The sequence below is a fragment of the Ketobacter alkanivorans genome, from assembly GCF_002863865.1.
Classification (GTDB): Bacteria; Pseudomonadota; Gammaproteobacteria; order Pseudomonadales; family Ketobacteraceae; genus Ketobacter; species Ketobacter alkanivorans.
In genome coordinates this window covers 1,989,078-2,006,384 of the sequence record NZ_CP022684.1, presented here as the reverse complement: position 1 = coordinate 2,006,384, position 17,307 = coordinate 1,989,078, and the positions used below count along the sequence as shown (strand labels likewise).

At 51.5% G+C, this 17,307-nt stretch carries 20 protein-coding genes; 14 read left to right on the top strand and 6 right to left on the bottom strand.

Translation table 11 applies throughout. The features are described 5' to 3' along the window. Positions 1-176: 176 nt before the first annotated feature. From hslO to yrfG, 3 genes are all read right to left on the bottom strand, one after another. Entirely contained in the window at positions 177-1,073 is an 897-nt protein-coding gene (gene hslO, locus Kalk_RS08685) for an Hsp33 family molecular chaperone HslO (RefSeq protein WP_101893859.1), read from the bottom strand. A gap of 1 nt (position 1,074) precedes the next feature. Then, entirely contained in the window at positions 1,075-1,494 is a 420-nt protein-coding gene (gene hslR, locus Kalk_RS08680) for a ribosome-associated heat shock protein Hsp15 (protein ID WP_101893858.1), read from the bottom strand. Between the two features lie 331 nt (positions 1,495-1,825). Next, complete coding sequence (gene yrfG, locus Kalk_RS08675; protein WP_407656812.1) at positions 1,826-2,509, bottom strand: GMP/IMP nucleotidase; 684 nt, start codon at positions 2,507-2,509, stop codon at positions 1,826-1,828. Positions 2,510-2,533: 24 nt separating this feature from the next. On the opposite strand from yrfG, the gene nudE reads away from it, so the two are divergent. The 14 genes from nudE (at position 2,534) to Kalk_RS08605 (ending at position 13,683) form a co-directional block, all read left to right on the top strand. Next, positions 2,534-3,082 (top strand): ADP compounds hydrolase NudE, encoded by a 549-nt coding sequence (gene nudE / locus Kalk_RS08670; RefSeq protein WP_101893856.1) that lies wholly within the window; start codon positions 2,534-2,536, stop codon positions 3,080-3,082. A 3-nt stretch (positions 3,083-3,085) separates the two neighbouring features. Beyond that, positions 3,086-3,907: a 3'(2'),5'-bisphosphate nucleotidase CysQ gene (gene cysQ, locus Kalk_RS08665; protein WP_101893855.1), complete on the top strand. Its 822-nt coding sequence runs from the start codon at positions 3,086-3,088 to the stop codon at positions 3,905-3,907. 108 nt (positions 3,908-4,015) lie between these two features. Continuing rightward, positions 4,016-4,657, top strand: a complete 642-nt coding sequence (locus Kalk_RS08660) for a glutathione S-transferase family protein (protein WP_101893854.1) — start codon at positions 4,016-4,018, stop codon at positions 4,655-4,657. A gap of 62 nt (positions 4,658-4,719) precedes the next feature. Then, entirely contained in the window at positions 4,720-5,148 is a 429-nt protein-coding gene (gene trxA / locus Kalk_RS08655; protein ID WP_233716846.1) for a thioredoxin, read from the top strand. A 102-nt stretch (positions 5,149-5,250) separates the two neighbouring features. Continuing rightward, entirely contained in the window at positions 5,251-6,261 is a 1,011-nt protein-coding gene (locus Kalk_RS08650) for an extracellular solute-binding protein (RefSeq protein WP_101893852.1), read from the top strand. A gap of 99 nt (positions 6,262-6,360) precedes the next feature. Next, positions 6,361-7,017, top strand: a complete 657-nt coding sequence (locus Kalk_RS08645) for a MotA/TolQ/ExbB proton channel family protein (RefSeq protein ID WP_101893851.1) — start codon at positions 6,361-6,363, stop codon at positions 7,015-7,017. 3 nt (positions 7,018-7,020) lie between these two features. Next, on the top strand, positions 7,021-7,440 hold the full coding sequence (locus Kalk_RS08640; protein WP_101893850.1) for an ExbD/TolR family protein: 420 nt from the start codon (positions 7,021-7,023) through the stop codon (positions 7,438-7,440). Further along, entirely contained in the window at positions 7,437-7,841 is a 405-nt protein-coding gene (locus Kalk_RS08635; protein ID WP_101893849.1) for an ExbD/TolR family protein, read from the top strand. The genes Kalk_RS08640 and Kalk_RS08635 overlap by 4 nt, the downstream gene beginning before the upstream one ends. A 1-nt stretch (position 7,842) precedes the next feature. Next, positions 7,843-8,616 carry an energy transducer TonB gene (locus Kalk_RS08630; protein ID WP_101893848.1) on the top strand — a complete coding sequence of 258 codons (774 nt, stop codon included), beginning with the start codon at positions 7,843-7,845 and terminating at the stop codon, positions 8,614-8,616. Between the two features lie 18 nt (positions 8,617-8,634). Further along, entirely contained in the window at positions 8,635-10,992 is a 2,358-nt protein-coding gene (locus Kalk_RS08625; RefSeq protein WP_101893847.1) for a TonB-dependent receptor, read from the top strand. Between the two features lie 107 nt (positions 10,993-11,099). Continuing rightward, the gene (locus Kalk_RS08620) at positions 11,100-12,260 is read left to right on the top strand and encodes an alpha-hydroxy acid oxidase (protein WP_101893846.1); all 1,161 of its coding nucleotides are present in this window, start codon (positions 11,100-11,102) and stop codon (positions 12,258-12,260) included. Then, complete coding sequence (locus Kalk_RS08615) at positions 12,244-12,927, top strand: Fe2+-dependent dioxygenase (RefSeq protein ID WP_101893845.1); 684 nt, start codon at positions 12,244-12,246, stop codon at positions 12,925-12,927. The genes Kalk_RS08620 and Kalk_RS08615 overlap by 17 nt, the downstream gene beginning before the upstream one ends. 40 nt (positions 12,928-12,967) lie before the next feature. Next, positions 12,968-13,246 carry a DUF1871 family protein gene (locus tag Kalk_RS08610; RefSeq protein ID WP_101893844.1) on the top strand — a complete coding sequence of 93 codons (279 nt, stop codon included), beginning with the start codon at positions 12,968-12,970 and terminating at the stop codon, positions 13,244-13,246. Positions 13,247-13,284: 38 nt separating this feature from the next. Beyond that, entirely contained in the window at positions 13,285-13,683 is a 399-nt protein-coding gene (locus tag Kalk_RS08605) for a VOC family protein (RefSeq protein ID WP_101893843.1), read from the top strand. Between the two features lie 1,727 nt (positions 13,684-15,410). Here Kalk_RS08605 and Kalk_RS08590 read toward each other — a convergent pair. From Kalk_RS08590 to Kalk_RS08575, 3 genes are all read right to left on the bottom strand, one after another. Then, positions 15,411-16,052 (bottom strand): hypothetical protein, encoded by a 642-nt coding sequence (locus tag Kalk_RS08590; protein ID WP_101893840.1) that lies wholly within the window; start codon positions 16,050-16,052, stop codon positions 15,411-15,413. Positions 16,053-16,622: 570 nt separating this feature from the next. Then, positions 16,623-17,060, bottom strand: coding sequence for a hypothetical protein (locus Kalk_RS08580; RefSeq protein WP_101893839.1), 438 nt, complete (start codon positions 17,058-17,060; stop codon positions 16,623-16,625). Further along, positions 17,057-17,281 carry a hypothetical protein gene (locus Kalk_RS08575; RefSeq protein WP_199768034.1) on the bottom strand — a complete coding sequence of 75 codons (225 nt, stop codon included), beginning with the start codon at positions 17,279-17,281 and terminating at the stop codon, positions 17,057-17,059. Before Kalk_RS08575 ends, Kalk_RS08580 begins: the two co-directional genes overlap by 4 nt. Between the last annotated feature and the right edge of the window lie 26 nt (positions 17,282-17,307).

The following is a 17,307-nucleotide window of genomic DNA, read 5'->3' as shown; positions in this document are numbered from 1 at the left end:
AGCGGCGCATTATGGCAAATTTCCCTGAAAAACGCTAAGCCTTTCCGCTGGGCCGAAATTCGTCCATGAAACGCACTTATTCGGGGCGAGTGCGAGTTAATTGGTGGCTGTGGTTAGTGGTTGCTAACAATGGCCGGGGTGCGAGCGATAAGTGGTTGTCGCTCATTCATTTTTGCTCAGTTTATGGACTTACCAGAGTCAATACTTTCGCTGCTGGCGTCGGTAAACAGCAGGGCCACATCCACCGCATCGAAAACGTAACGCTCGTTACAAAACTGGCAGCTGACATCCACTTTGCCTTCGGTGGCGATGACGCTGTCCAGCTCCTCTTTGCCTATTTGAATAAGGGCATCGGCGGTGCGCTGGCGACTGCAGGTACATTGGAATAGTACCGGCTCCGGCTGAAACAGTTGCACGCTTTCTTCGTGAAACAGGCGATGCAGCACGGTTGAACAATCCAGATTCAACAGCTCCTCGGCGGTAAGGGTGCCTGCCAGGGCGGTGACACGCTCCCATTCTTCTTTCTGGGCTTCCGGGTCGGTTTTGATGCCGGAATGGGTGGGCAGTATTTGCAGAAACAGGCCGCCGGCGCGGTTGTTGCCGTGAAACAGTTGAATCTGGGTGCGCAATTGTTCGGAGTACTGAAAGTAGCTTTCCAGGCATTGGGACAGGTTTTCTCCGTCCAGAGGTACGATGCCCTGATAGCGCTCGCCTTGGAGGGGGGAAATGGTGATCCCCAGGGTGGAATCCCCCACCATGGTACGAAAATCCATGCCGCTGGTGTCACCCTCCCAACGGGCGATGGCGCGCAGCTTGTTGTCGTGGGTGCATTCTACGGTGAGCAGGCTGACGGTGCCGGTGCCGCGTGCCTGGATGGTCATGCTGCCTTCGAACTTGAGGGTTGAGGTGAGCAAAATGGCAGCGGCCATCATTTCTCCCAAAACTGCCTGGATTTCCAACGGATAATCGTGTTTGGCCAACACGGTCTGAAAACTGGCATCCAGCAGGGTCCATTGGCCGCGCACGCCGCTGTCGTTGATCATGAATCGTTGGCTGATGTCGCTGCTGGTCATATTAATCGCTCTGTTGGCTTTTGAACTGGTTGATCTGGCGGCGCTGCTTTTTGTTGGGGCGGCTTTCAGTGCCTGGCGCAGCGGCGTTCATGGCTTTGCGTTGGGCGCTGGCCAGTTGGCGTTTTTCGATGCTTTCCTGGGTTTCTTCATACAGGGTGGCGGCGATGCTGGCATTGCCGCGCCGATCGCTGAGGCTGAGCACCACCACGGTTTTTTCATCAAAGCCCTGGCGCAGGCGGATTTGGGCTCCCAGGCTCACCTCTTTACTGGCTTTAACCCGGTGGCCTTCGTAGTGCACTTTACCACCATCGATCATGTCTTTGGCAATGGAGCGGGTCTTGTAGAAACGCGCCGCCCACAGCCATTTATCCAGTCGAATTTTGGTGTGGGTATCGGAGCGTCCGTTGTCGGTCTGGCCCATACTCGTTTTGGCCCCTGTTTCCTGATCCAAGGTTGCACGCAATGTCAGCGTTAAAACGGGGCATTATAAAACGATTTGGCGAGGTCTGCTGCAGGAACCGTGCTGGGTGGAAACAGATGCGAATAAAAGGCGAAAAAAAAGGCGCCGGTGCGGCGCCAAAGTATCGACTACACAACTCAATTGCTTCATAAGATGATGGGCTTACTTCAACACTGTGTGCTAAGTGTTGAGACAATTGTATAAAACGTCTTATAAAAGGCACCTTCTACAAGGCTTGAATGGTCAATTTGCCCTACTGCTTTGTCCTCGGAAACAAGGTTGTGTCATTTGTTTAGTGGTTGTCGGGCTGCGCGGAGGGCGGATAAATGCGGCTGAAGCAGTCCAGGCCAATGAACTCTTCGGTATCCATGGATTGTTTTTGGCTGTCCGGTTGCAGCACGCCCAGAGTGTGAGCGATCCCCGCTTTTTTGGCGGAACGCAACACGGCCAGGCTGTCGTCGATCAACAGAGTGCGGGCTGGCTCATAATGCATGACTGCTTGCAGTCGGCTCCACAGATGGGGATCTTCCTTGGGGAGGCCAAAGTCATGGGAGCTGAAAATACCGTCAAAATGAGGTGCCATGGGGATTTGTTCCAGCTTCAGATCCAGGCTGCCGCGATGGGCGTTGGTGATCAGCACGGCTTTACGGCCCGATTCCCGCACTTTCTGCAGAAACGTGATGGCGTTGGGGCGCAGCCCAATCAGGTCTTTCACTTCGGCTTTCATTGCTACGATGTCCAGGCCTGTCTCTTGGCGCCAGAAATCCAGGCAATACCAATTCAGAGTGCCGCGATGCTCACTGAAGCGGGCGAACAGTTGGGTTTTGGCGTCATCGAGGCTAATATGTTTCGCTTCGGCATAGCGCTGGGGTAAAAATTCCATCCAGAAATAATTGTCGAAATACAGATCCAGCAGGGTGCCGTCCATATCCAGCAACACAGTATCGATATGATCCCAGCAAATCATAAAAGCCATTACTCCTGAAATTGAGCGATTATCATGCCGCAAAAGCCTACCATACTCGATCATGAATTAGTGGCGGAAAGTCGCCTGTTTGGCATAGAGCGCCTGCAGCTGCGTTTCTCCAATGGTGAGGAGCGCGTCTACGAGCGGTTGCGCACGCCGCGTATACCGGCGGTGCTGGTGGTGGCAGTAAAAGAGAATGGCAACGTGTTACTGATTCGGGAATACGCCTGTGGCACCCATGACTATCAATTAGCGTTGCCCAAAGGTGCCATGGACGGGCAGGAAACCATGTTTGAAGCGGCTAACCGCGAGCTGATGGAAGAGGCCGGTCATGGTGCCAACCAGTTAACCGAGCTAAAGACATTATCCATGTCGCCTGGCTATATGGGGCATATGATTCATGTGGTCATGGCAGAGGATTTGTACGAAAAAACCCTTCCCGGTGATGAGCCGGAAGCCATCGAAGTGATCGAGCACCCTTTGGAGGACATCGACAGTTTATTGGCCGCAGAAGATTTTACCGAGGCACGATCATTGGCGGCGCTGTATATGGCCCGCGACATCATTCGAAACAGGAAATAGTTCATGAGCGAATTGGTCACCAAAGACTTAATGGAAAGCGTACTGGCAATTGCGGAACAGGCAGGTGAGGCAATTAAAGTTGTCTACCATCGCGATGAGGCCGTGCAAGTGATTACCAAAGCAGACGACAGCCCGGTAACCGAGGCCGATCATGCCGCCCATCATGTCATCGTGGACAAGCTGGTTAGCCTTACCCCTGATATCCCGGTATTTTCCGAAGAGTCAGAAAGTATCACCTATGCGCAACGGCAAACCTGGAGCCGCTATTGGTTGGTGGATCCCCTGGATGGCACTAAGGAGTTCATCAATGGCACGGGTGAATTTACCGTCAATATTGCGCTTATTGAGAACAACGAGCCGGTGTTGGGGGTGGTTACGGTGCCGCTGAAGGATCAGGCCTATGTGGGTGGTCAGGGTGTGGGTGCCTTCAAGGTGGATCAGGGCCAATGGCATAAAATAGCAGTGCGCACAGTAGAAGACCGGGCGCTTATTGTGGTGGGTAGCCGCCGCCATGGTGCCGAAAAGTTGAATGCGCTGCTGCAGAAATTAGAGTCCGCAGGCTACAGCACCGATATGACCAGCATGGGCAGCTCGTTGAAATTCTGCCTGATCGCCGAAGGCAAAGCGGATCTCTATCCGCGCCTGGCGCCCACCAGTGAATGGGATACTGCAGCGGCTCAGGCGGTGTTGATGGAGGCCGGAGGTCGGGTCATCAACACCGAGTTTGAACCGCTGACCTACAACCGCAAGGAAAGTGTGCTGAATCCGGAGTTTTATGCCCTGGGTGATCCCGCAATTGAGTGGGAGGCGCTGCTCAAATCCTGATCAAAATCAGGGGCATTGGGCGAAATGCACTGGAGCGGCTAATCTTATTGGGAACATTAACGTCTAATAACAAATAAGTTTGCCCAATTGACCATCAGGAGCCGCTCCATGGATCTTTATTTTTCCTACCTCTCCACCTATTCGCAGAAAGTGCTTATCGCTCTTTATGAAAAGGATGTCTCGTTCACCCCGCACTTGGTGGACCTGAGCGATCCGGCCGCCAAAGAGGAATACACAAAGCTGTATCCCTTTGGCAAATTACCGCTACTGGTGCGGGATGACAGCCGCATGATCCCCGAATCCTCCATTATTGTGGAATTCATCGACACCCATTTCGAGCAGGAACCGATTCTTATCCCCCGTGATCCTGAGCTGGGCCGTCGCGCCCGTTTTATGGATCGCATGTGCGACCTGTATTTGAATGATCCCGTGGTGAGCCTGATTTTTGAAAGCTGGAAGCCGGAGAACGAACAAAACCGTGAATTGATCAGTAAAAGCAGCGAGCGAATCGGCACCATGTACCGCTTTATGGATGATCAGTTAGGCAGCTCCCAGTATCTGGGGGGTGACACCTTTAGCATCGCTGATTGCTCCGCCATACCCGTGCTGTTCTACGCCAACTCCTTTGCACCATTTGGTGGTTTTGACAATATTTTTCGCTATTGGGAAGAGGTTTCCATGCGGCCTTCGTTTGTGCGCTTGAAGCAGGAGGCGGAGCCTTATATTCAGGCCGTGATGGGAGACAGGTAGCTTGTAATCAACCGCCATGGCCCCATATGTGTTAATACACTGATCCCGTCATGAGGCCCTGCGTGATTCGAACCTGCTCCCATTGTCAGACCAAAAACCGCATTCCAGCCCGCTATCTTGCCGCCACCGGCAAGTGCGGCCAATGCAAAACCCCGCTGCCGCCCCAGTCGACACCCATAGATGTGGACGCCGCCAGCTTCGATGACATTATCAATAACGCCACGGTGCCGGTGTTGGTGGATTTCTGGGCCGAGTGGTGCGGCCCCTGCAAAATGGCAGCGCCGGAATTTGCCAAAGCGGCACAAGCCCTGGCAGGCAAGGCTATCTTATTGAAAGTGAACACCGAAACCCAACAGCAACTGGCGGCCCGCTATGGCATCCGCAGCATCCCCAATTTCAAATTGTTTGTCGGCGGGGATATGAAGTTCGACCAAGCCGGTGCCTTATCCGCCGCACAGATTCAGCAATTGGTCGGCCAGTATCAACAGTGATGGCTGGATAGAGGCTGTCAGCCCGCCTTTGCGAAAGATACGCATTCACTTTGGCAATAATAATGATTATCATTAACCCTTTTGCGGTAATGGTGTGTTTATATGAAAAGTGCAGTTGTTGTTCTGGCTCGTCTTACTTTGATTCTAGGGGTATTGGTTTCCCCTTGGGCTAACGCTGGTCAAGAAGTGGTTGTGTATTCAGCCCGCAGCGAGGGCCTGATCAAACCTATTTTCGATCTCTATACCCAGCAAACCGGGGTCAAGGTGGTGTTGCTCAATGATGAGGCGGGCCCGCTGATCGCGCGACTGGCGGCGGAAGGCTCACGTACACCTGCTGATATGCTGATGACCGTCGACGCCGGCAACCTATGGTATGCCGCCGATCAGGGTTTGCTGCGCCCCATCAAGTCCAGAGTGTTGGAAGCGGTGGTGCCGGATCAGTATCAGGATGAGGATAACCGCTGGTTTGGGTTGTCGTTACGAGCCAGAACCATTGTCTACTCCAAGGCCCGTGTTCAACCGCAACAGCTGTCCACCTACCAGGATCTGGCCGATCCCAAATGGAAAGGTAAGCTGTGTTTGCGCACTGCCAAAAAAGTGTACAACCAATCCATGCTGGCCATGCTGATGGAGCGTCAGGGTGAGCAAGCCACAGAGCAGATGGTAAAGGGGTGGGTGAGCAACCTGGCCGCGCCGGTGTTCGCCAACGATACCGCTCTGATCGAAGCCATTGTGGCCGGCCAATGCGATGTTGGAATCGTCAACACCTACTATTTTGGGCGTCTGCAGATGGCGAATCCCGAGATCCCCGCCGCCCTGTTCTGGCCTAATCAAAGCACCACCGGGGTTCACGTGAACATCTCGGGTGCCGGGGTTACTACCCACGCCAAAAGCCCCAAAGCTGCTCAGGCATTGCTGGAATGGCTGGCCAAGCGCTCCGCGCAAGAGGCTTTTGCGGGGATCAATATGGAGTATCCGGTCAATGATGCCACTCGCCTGGACCCGATTGTGGAATCCTGGGGTGAGTTCAAGGCCGACCCTTTGAACCTGGAAGCGGCTGGGCGTCGACAGAAGGATGCCATTATGTTGATGGACAGGGCAGGGTATCGCTGATTATATTTAATACAATTTAATGATAATCGTATTGATAATAATTATCATTTAGGTATAGTGCCTCAAATATATCCAGTTAACGCTACGGGTGTTTGAGGCATGTTTCCTAATTTAATTCATATCGCCGAACAGGGCGGTGTCGTCGTCAGCATATTGGTAGGCCTATCGTTGATAGCGCTCACCGTCATTCTAGTCAAAGCATGGCAGTTCTTTCGCTTGCGGCCGCTTTCGGCCCAGCAGATGCAAGTGCTTTTAGCCTCTGTGCCTGCCGGGCAGCGTCATGAACAGGCCCAGCCCACCTTCAAACGTCAAGATCTCGCCTCTCGGCTGTTGGCCCACATGGTGGCGCTGATATCACGCCAATCCCTCTCCGCCGCAGATCTGCGCATGGAATCACAACGTAAGGCCCGGGAGCTGCTCAGTGAGCTAACCGATCATCTGCGTATTCTTGAAGTGGTGGCCAATGTCGCACCTCTGCTGGGGCTGTTTGGCACCGTGTTGGGCATGATCGAGGCCTTCCAGGCGATGGAAGTAGCGGGTAGTCAGGTTAATCCTGCGGTGTTGTCCGGTGGCATCTGGCAAGCGCTGCTTACCACGGCAGTGGGGCTGGCGGTCGCGATCCCGGTGTCCATGGCCCACAGCTGGTTCGAACGGCGGGTTGAAGTACAGGCCACCCTGCTGCAGGACGTGATGGATCGCACTCAACTGCTGCAGACAGGCGATGTTGCAGAAATCAGCTTGGCAGTGGCTGCATAAATCATGGTGACAGCGGCACTGGGTTACAAGCCAAGACGACGCAGTATCGGCCTCACCGCGCTGATTGATGTGGTTTTTATCTTGCTCATGTTTTTTATGCTCACCTCCAATTTTGATCAATGGGGTGCCGTTGAATTTCATCCGATGGTTGCTGCAGAGCCTAATGCCGAAAGCAAAAACCAGCTGGTGTTTTTGAATGAAGACTTATCCCTGGATGTGAAAGATCAGGGCAATCGCAAGGTCGGCTCCCTTGATCACTATCAGCAATTGGGTGCGGCACAGATGGGTTGGTTCAATGCAGATGCACCCATCATTCTGGTGCCAGAGGCAACGGTGTCCGTGCAGGACATTGTCAGCGCTTTGGACAGCTTGCGCGCATTGGGGATATCCAGTGTGAACTACGGTGGCGCAAAGGCCCCATGACCATGATTCCAGAACGCCAACAAAAGAGTTTGGATGAAAGCCTCATCCCGCTGATTAACATTGTATTCCTGCTATTGATTTTCTTTTTGATCGCCGGACAGATCAGCCACCAACAGGATCAGCGCATACAAGCCCCTGAATCGGCCAGCGAAAATACTGCAGTGCACCCTGAGTGGATGCTTGAAATGGCCTCGGATAGAGGGTTGCGTCTGAACGGCAAGCGAATTGATTTGCAGCAACTACCAGCGCAGTTGGCGGCGCTCAACCCCGTTGGTAATCAGCGCATATCGGTAAAGGTTGATCGAGCCTTGCTGGCCGAAGACCTGGATAAATTGCTGGAAGTGCTGCGAGACAGCGGCGTACTAAGCGTAACACTGCTGACCAGGGCTACGGTGCAATAGCATGAAACTAACACATTGGAGCCTGGGCTTTGTTATAGCGCTGTTGCTGCATGTCGCATTGCTGCTTGGCGTGCCTGAGATAGAGCCATTTGGCACAGGTTCAGCGCAGTTCGAAGGGCGGCAAGGGCATGAAATTGGGCTGGGGCAGTTGGGCGCGTATCGGAGCCGAGAAGAAACCACTGCGCCGGAACCGATACAAGAGCCCGAGCCCGTGGCTCCTGAGCCAGAACCCGTACTGAAAACAGTAGAAATGGTTGCACCACCACCGGAGGCCGTTCAGGTCAATACCACTGAACAGCCTCCAGAACAAGAACAGGTTGAAGAGCCGAAGCCGGAACCGGAAACGGAGCCGGAATCGATTCTTCCGCCACCCACTGAGGAAGATGTAACAGACGCCAAGGTTAAAGCTGAGGCAACCCAAGACGCCATGCGAGAAGGCACCGGAACGCAGCAGCAACACAGCGGCGGTGGCAGGTCAGGCAATGCAAAGAGTTACTTTGCAGAGCTAATGGCTTGGCTTGAACAGCACAAGGACTACCCGGCAGAGCTTAAAAAACAAAAACAGCAAGGCGTGGTAGTGCTGACATTTTCCATCAACAAAAACGGAGAGGTTTTAACAGCCAAGATCAAAAGAAGTTCAGGTTTTCCAATCCTGGATCAAGCGGCTCTGGACATGTTAGCCAAGGCCGACCCAGTGCCAGCGATACCGGATTCCATGAATCGTGATCGACTGCTGTTAAGCATTCCAATCGAATACTCACTTAATACTCACTAATCACCGAAGGGGAATTTCATGTCTGTTGACTCACGGCAAATTCAGCGGCCCTTGAGCCTGCGTGAACCTGCGATCAAAGCTTCACTGACCACCAAAAAAACCACCTTGGCATTGGGTATATCCGCCCTGATGTTGAGCCCGGTTGCCATGGCTCAGGAAGAGGAAGCCATTGAACTGGATACACTGAAGATCGAAGATCGAACCATCGACACCAACCCCTATGCAGAGCCAGGGGCACCCTATAAGGCAAAAGTGTCTGGTGATCAGCGCCATATCAAACCTATTGCTGAAACACCGCAAACCATGACGGTACTGACCGAAACCCAGATTCAGGAATCGGGCCGCACCGATTTGAAAGAAATTCTGCAGGCTCAGCCCGGTATCACGATCGGCACAGGGGAAAACGGCAACGCCTTTGGTGATCGCTATATTATCCGTGGCCACGAAGCCCGCAGCGATGTGTTCGTTGATGGTTTGCGTGACCCAGGCATGACCACCCGTGAAAGCTTTGCCACCGAGCAAGTGGAAATTACCAAAGGCCCAAGCTCCACGTTTGGTGGGCGTGGCACCACCGGTGGCGCGGTTAACAGCGTAACCAAACAGGCCAGCACAGAATATAACTTTACTGAGCTTTCTGGTGGTGTGGGTACCGACAACTACTATCGTGCCACGGTGGATTCCAATCAGGTGTTGAGCGATACCGTAGCCATTCGCGCCAACCTGCTGCAAACCGCCGAAGATGTGCCTGATCGTGATCCGGCTGATCGTGAGCGTACCGGTGCTGCGCTGTCTGCGTCTTTCCAGGCGTCCGACAAGTTGAACGTTATTGCCGATTATTACTATCTGGATGCCAAAGATAAGCCTGATCTGGGCACCTATATCATGCCTGATGGTGGTAAGCCGGTGAAAGACATCCCTGTGTATGCGCAGGATGAAGATTTTCAGGATTCGGAAATTAACGCATTTACGCTGCGAGTGGGATACGAGGTCAATGACCAGTTCCGCGTTCAAAACTCGCTGCGTTACGGCACCACTGATAATGGATATATGACCACCGGTGCGCGAGGTCGTGATCGCGACATTAGTGACCCTGTTGCGCCGGGTGCTTATACCGTCAGCCTGTCTACACACCAGGGCTGGCAAGAGGCGGAATACTTCGTTGATCAGCTCAACTTTTACTTTAATACAGTTGAGGCTTCCGGCATTGCTCACAGCTTCATCTTTGGATTGGAGTATTCAGACTACAAAGTGCTAAACGGCGTGTATGATCGAACCGACACGGGTGCCACCAATTGCGTATTGCCAGGTCGTGGTTCGAATCCTGCTTCCGGCGGCTATTGTATTATGGATGCCAACGGCGATTGGGTGAGTGATGCTACCAGCTTGATACAACGCGATATCCAAAAAGGCGACTGGGATTCTGACTGGAATATAGAAACCATGTCTGCTTCAATCATGGACACCATCGACTTTAATGATGTGTTCTCGATGTTCCTGGGGCTTCGCTACGATCGCTATGATTATTCGAATGGCTTCTATCAGCGTGGCTCGGAAGATGTTACCGATTTCTACAATACCGACTCATTCTGGAATGGCCATGTTGGCTTGGTGTACGATGTTGCCGAAAATGGCAATGTGTATCTGACTTGGAGCACATCCAGCGACATAAATGGTGGTGAATCCGATCTGGGTGGAAACTGCGGCTATGGCGGTGCATGCGGCTCAACGCTGGGTGAATTCCAAAGCGCTTCACCTGAAAGAACGGTCAATTGGGAGCTTGGTACCAAGTGGAATATCTTCGATGAGAAGCTGTTGGCTACGCTGGCGATCTTCCGCATTAATAAAGACGATGTAATGGAAGGTGAAGGTTACGACACTGTGGGAACATTGAATAGCGGAGAAAACCGCGTGCAAGGTGTTGAAGCGTCGCTGGTAGGAAATATTACGGCTAAACTCAGCACGCAATTAGGGGTCTCGATGATGGAATCGAAAGTATTGGACTCCTATAACCCAGAGAACATCGGCCGCGCACTGAGTAACTTTGCCGATGACAGCGCCTTTCTGCAATTGCGTTATCAGTTGCTGGATCAGTTCGCCTTTGGTGGTACCGCTACTTACAAAAGTGAAATGTACGCGGGCCAGCCTGATTCCGCAGCAGGTTGGGACAATGACATCAACGATTACTCATACACCGTGCCAAGCTACACTGTGTTTGACGTGTTCGCGGTTTATGACGTAACCGACAACCTTAATGCCCGCTTGAATGTCACCAACGTGACCGACAAAGATTACTATCTGGCGGCTTACCGCAGTGGTTCATTCACCTATATAGGTGATGCCCGCCGCGCAGTGCTGACATTGACGTATCAGATGTAATTCAATAGGTTGTTAACCTGTAAGTACTAAGAAAGAGGGGCCGTACCCAGTGTGCTGCCTCTCTTTCTTTTTCTGTTTATGTGGTATCGAGATAGGGGTCAGTGACTATGCAGCAATCAGAATTGCCCAAGTGCGCATCAAAGCCCAAACTTACTTCCATTCCCTCTGACATTACCTGCGTTGCTGATTACGAAGCCCTGGCAAAAGACTATATCGACACGCCTGTGTATGAGTACATTGCCGGTGGCAGCGGTAATGAACAGTCCCTGCGTGCCAATATCGAAGCGTTTCAAAGCGTACAACTGGTAAACCGATTGTTAGTGGATTGTTCTGCCGGCACTACGGCGACACAACTGCTCGGCCAGTCTTTTCGGCATCCTGTTTTGTTGGCCCCAGTGGCCTATCAAAAGCTGGTGCATCCATTGGGCGAACTGGAAACGGCACGTGCAGCAGAAGCGCTGGATACCTGCATGGTGACCAGTACACTGTCATCCTGCACATTAGAAGAGATTGCCCAGGCTCATCAGGGCAATCGCTGGTTCCAGCTTTATTTTCAGGTAGATCGGGCGCATACCCTGGATTTGGTGCGCAGAGCCGAGGCCGCCGGTTATTCCGCGTTAATGGTTACCCTCGATGCATCGATACAAGCCAGTAACCGACGTGCCAAGCGGGCAGGGTTTCAATTCCCCACCGCCGTTCGGCCAGAGAATCTGCAACGCTACCAGCCACCCCAGCAAGTCACCCTCAGCACCGATCAAAGCGTTATATTTCAAGGCGCCATGGCCGAAGCGCCGGGTTGGTCAGATCTGGAATGGCTGCTGGCCAATACCTCACTGCCAGTGCTGGTGAAAGGGGTGCTGCATCCCAATGATGCCAAGCAACTGGCTGCCATGGGGGTGAGTGGCGTGGTGGTATCCAATCATGGTGGTCGTGCCCTGGATGGTGTGCCTTCGGCGGTTCACGTATTGCCTCAGATCCGGGCGGCGCTGGGTAAAGACGTTACCGTGTTAGCGGATGGCGGCGTGCGCTCTGGTTACGATGTGTTTAAATTGCTGGCATTGGGGGCGGATGCGGTCATGGTGGGGCGGCCGCTTCTGTACGGTCTTGCGGTGGCCGGAGCGCTGGGGGTGGCCCACATATTGAGAATGCTGCGGGATGAACTGGAAGTGTGCATGGCCTTAACCGGCTGCCCCACCCTTCAGGAAATCGACCGCCAATGTTTGTGGCATAGCGAACAGGAGACAAACCAACATGCTCATCGTGATTGAAAATGTACTGACGCCGGATGAGGTTCACCAGTATCGCCAACAACTGGATCAAGCCGAATGGGAGGCGGGTAGCAGCACCGCCGGTGACATTGCCAGAGCGGTAAAAACCAATCAACAGCTGCCCGATGACACCGCTCTTGCCATTACGCTGGGTAATCATCTTGTTACCCGCCTGGGTACGCATCCGCAATTTATCTCTGCTGCATTGCCGCAGACCATTTACCCGCCCAAGTTTAATCGATACCGCGATGGAGGCCATTATGGTGTTCATGTGGACAGTGCCATTATGCACCTGCCAGGCAAGCCAGACAGCATGCGCACCGATCTGTCAGCGACGGTGTTTCTCACTCAGCCAGAGGATTACGAAGGTGGCGAGCTGATCATTGAAGGTAAGTTCGGCGCGCAATCGGTAAAACTCAACGCAGGGGACATGGTATTGTACCCCTCATCAAGCCTGCATCAGGTGCTGCCGGTAACACAGGGGCAGCGCGTGTGCTCTTTCTTCTGGCTGCAAAGCATGGTGCGGGATGAAGCAGCCCGAGAGCTGCTCTACGACTTGGATCAGAGCATTCAATCGGTGCGCACCGAGCTGCAACCAAATCACCCAGAGGTTGCGAGGCTTACCGGCATTTACCACAACCTGCTACGACGCTGGGCGCTAGGGTGATAGAGTTTCTGAATTGAATCGTTAAGCGGGATGCAAACTCATGGAGATGGACTATCAAAGAATAAAACAGCAATTTCCACAACGCTGGCAGCAGGCGGAAGCAGCGATTAACCATGCGGACCCCGTTGGGCTTGTGCATGCTGGTGCCAAAGATGCGTACGATCAGGAGGTGGCTGCAATTGTTATGCGAATGGGGGCGGTGTTCTCGGATGCTGCACTGGCCAAGTTGATACAGAGCGTGTTTGTAGCAAAGTTTGGGGAGGTGGGCGATGCTGAAGTGTATGAAAACATCGCCCTGCGCATCAGCGAATCAAGGTGAAGACAAATAAAGATTATATCAGCGAAAGGATGTGCCGAATGGTTTTAAAATCTTCAGTTCTCAGGGTGGCCAGACCAACAGATAAGTTGAATGAGATTACTTCAATGTATGTCTCCGGTTTAGGCTTCCAACTGCTAAGTAGTTTTAAGGATCACGATGGTTTTGATGGGTCGATCATCGGCCATCCAAATCATGCTTACCATCTAGAGTTCACACATCACGCTGGTACAATGGTTGGCCGAGCGCCAACTAAAGATAATTTGCTGGTTTTCTTTATGCCTGATCATAGTGCATGGATAGAAAGCTGCAAAAAAATGGAAGCAGCTGGATTTATCTCTGTGCAGTCATTTAACAGCTATTGGGATTCTGTTGGTAAGACCTTTGAGGACGCTGATGGGTATCGTGTTGTATTGCAGAACGCTGAGTGGGTAGAGTAAATTCCAAATGCCCCATAGAGTTATATTGCCGGTATTTTCGCCGTAATAAGCCCTGATTGACTGCTTACTCCGAAGACTCTATGTCCAAGGATGCACACAAATAGGAAAACCCATAGATAACGCTGTCACCGTGATCTCTGCAAGCCGATCTAGGAACTGCACCGGGTTTCGATTGCTTATCAGTGCTTAGATTGGGGGCAGAAAAATGTCAGCTCGCATGATGGCGGTGTTCCGATGGATGTGTGGCTCGTTCACTTTCAGTTATAAAGTCTAGGCTCGTGCTAGGCCACTCCGTCAATGATCACATGGAGTGAGTGAAAAATGCCACATAGAAACGTTTGGGCTTGCATATATACGTACAATCGCGCAACAGCGAATCAATTATCGCGTAAGTACGGTGAAACTGAAATTCTACGTGTTTTGCAATCTTATCCCGCTAAAAGCCAACACCATGGGCATCGTAGTGGAGGGCGGGGCGATGGTGAGAACTCCGCGGCGACAACCAATAGGGCAGCAGCAGTGGCGTATATCAACGCGCATGCGAGGCCATTAGCAGCGGTAGAAGCAAAGCGGGAAACCAAGCAGGGAGGAGGTGGTAGGAACGCACGACAGCGTAACCAAGCACAAAATGACCGGTTGCTGGAATTGATAAGGACTGTTAATCATCTTGGGAATTTACAAACACAGTTGGATGCGGCTGAGCCGGGTTGGAGAAGTATTCGGGTCGTCAAGCAAGCGTATGAGGCTAAAAAAATGAGCCGCCAAGTACGCTTTCCAAAATAGACCTACTTACAGGTACGGCCCAAACAAAAAAGCCCCAACATCGCTGTAGGGGCTTTTTTACGTTCTAAAATATGGTGCCCGGTCTCGGAATCGAACCAAGGACACGGGGATTTTCAATCGGTTTCTATTCAATAACGGCAATGGATGACAACAATAAACAATAATAATATCAATGAATTATCGGGTTTGTTGAGCTGTCGGATGTGGTGTTTTGTTGTGTTTTAATATCTCCAAGTGTGGCAGGAGTGTGGCACGAAACTAAACTACTATTGGCTATAGCCGCCTCTGGGGATGCCCTCAAGGTGCTCTGAGCAGAATTTGTATATGTCTGCGTCAATTCGACTGCTCAGCTTGTCACGTTGCTGTAGAAGCCGCTCAAATGTCCTCCAGTGCATCCCCTTTCGCTTCCTGTAGCCAGTTTCGTCAAAGATTCGCGCTTCTAAGTTATGCATTCTGTGAATCATACGGTCAATTGGGCCTTTGGTCTGGCTGGTGTAAGGTATCTGGTAACAGGTCCGGCATAAAAATCGTGGCCCACCTGCATATAGAACTCCGCAGCGCCGTTCGCATTTTGGACACTCAAGCCACTTCCGGCTTCCACCATAATTACAGAGAGAATCGACGAACTGGATATGCTGGGTGACTGGCTGCCAATCCTCGCCATACCTACGGAATCGAAATTCTAAAGTCAGGGTTTGGGGCGATGAGGCGTAATTGATAAAACCGCTCTGTTGGCCGTTACAGGTCCATGATAGGGTGCCACTTCGATACTTGCCCAGAATACCTATTCTTTTCAAATATCGAATGTCTATCCGTTTAAACTCTTCTGCGGTAGCGGTATTCCTGTGAGCTTGTCTGCCGCTGCCAATTCCACCCATGATTTATTTCCCAATCTGCCTAATGATTTCGATTAAATATGAGGAACCATCATAGCATTTTGCTGCTTACTTGCGGCTGATATGACCGCTTTCAAGTAAGGCGTTTAGAACTTTGATAGCTATATCGCTCGCGGCTGAGGCTTCATTCGTGTAAATGGTGCCTTGAGCTTTCGTGGCGATTTCTCCGGTCCATATAATTCTGCCTGTTTTTACGTCATAAAGCGTGGCGGTTGCGTTTGAAGCACTTCTGGAAGCGATTATAGTGGTGGTGGTCGAGTTTGATGTGCCGGTTATCGTCGAGCTTGTGGGTGATACCAAGTATGGGTTGTTGGGCGGAGGTGAATAATAGAATGAATGCTGGGTTTGAGTGTTTGTACCGACAACTTGGGTTTCCTTTTTCATTTCCCCTATCTGGACCACCAAAACCGAGTCGATATTGTTTGTTGCGATTATTGTCTGTATTTGCTCAGGGCTGTAGCTTCTGGTCGGTGGCATAATTGAGTAGCGTTCTACCAGTTCTGCATTTGTTTGCTTAATCTTGTGGCTGAGCATTTCTTCGAACTTATCACTATTAGATTCCACCAGAAATTTATGTATCTGGTATGTTTTGTAATCTGCATCCGTATAGTGCTTGATGCTTGTACTCCTACATGCGAGTAGTGTGACTACTAATGCCCCCAGCAATATTTTATGTGTGACTTTACTCATGGTTTTTCCCTTTATGTCCATAAGGTATGGCAGATATATAGAAAGGTGTCTCATTGGAGGATTAGTTTCAACTACTGATTGGTAATTCACTGTACCTTGTAAAGGAGTAATTATTAATCCGTTGTGTGTGAACAGACCCTTGATAGAGAGTAGGCTAATCCCTATCAAGGTATGGGTTATTTGTTCAGGCTTGGGTGCATGTGAAGGGGTATTGGCGGGCCTTTTGTCGGCGCAATGTCCAGCTTACCCCCGCACTCGTTGATAGCTAGCCACGTAAAGGCATACAGGCTGCATTTGTTCAATCCTCCTTGTCTGGTTTGCATGACTAAATCAGCCGCTATGAGTGCCTGTAGCGCTCTCCACATGGTCCCGTTTGATGTCCAGCCTCTCTTTTTCATCACTTTCAGTGTTACGCATATATCACCGTTGTTATGGCCGTTGTACTGCCTTGCCATGTCAATCAACAGACTTTTTGCGGTATGTGGCAATTGGATGTACGCGGGTAGGTCTAAAAGTCGATGAGTGAGCTGGAAAAAGGGTGGAGTCCCACCCCTTCCCTTAGTCTTTGCCCTATTGCGAGCCATTATCTGGCCCATTACTTAAGGCAGGAATCGTGCTAGGCTTCTCCTTGTCAGTCCCGTCAGGATTGTCATCTGCGGTGGGGCTGGTGGCCGCCAGCCTCTCCGCTATCCTGATGGCTTCCAATTCCAAGACCTTTTCAACATATTCTTGGCCTTGGATACCTGCCCACTCTATCAAGCTGGCTGCTAACCAATACTCCATGAAGGTGGCAGCTCTCCCTGTGGGATCCCTAGTAGCTTCAGTAACTTCCCTGCGCTCAATGTGCCAACCATGCTTTTCCTGAAGGTAATGGACATGTGATGCGAGCCGGTAACTCCCTGTAGCGCTGTCAGCCTCTCTGTGTTTAAGCGTTTCGCCTTGTAAGAATCGGGCTAAATATCGCGCACATAAGCAGTTTGGTTTAGGGTAACTGATATTGAGAGTCATACTGCACCCCCATTGGCTGCCTGCTCATCTAGCCAGCTTTCGAACTTATCCAAGTCTATAAGGATTTTACGACCGATCCTAACAATGCATTGATTAAAGCCATTTTCACTACCATTAAATATGAGCCAGCGCAGGCTGCTTTCAGTAATGTTGGCATCCGGGTACTTCAGGCTAGTGTTTCTTACGGTAGCTAGCCGTTTAGCGTGAGTTTCAGTAGACATAAATCACCAGTTACAGTTTGGTATTT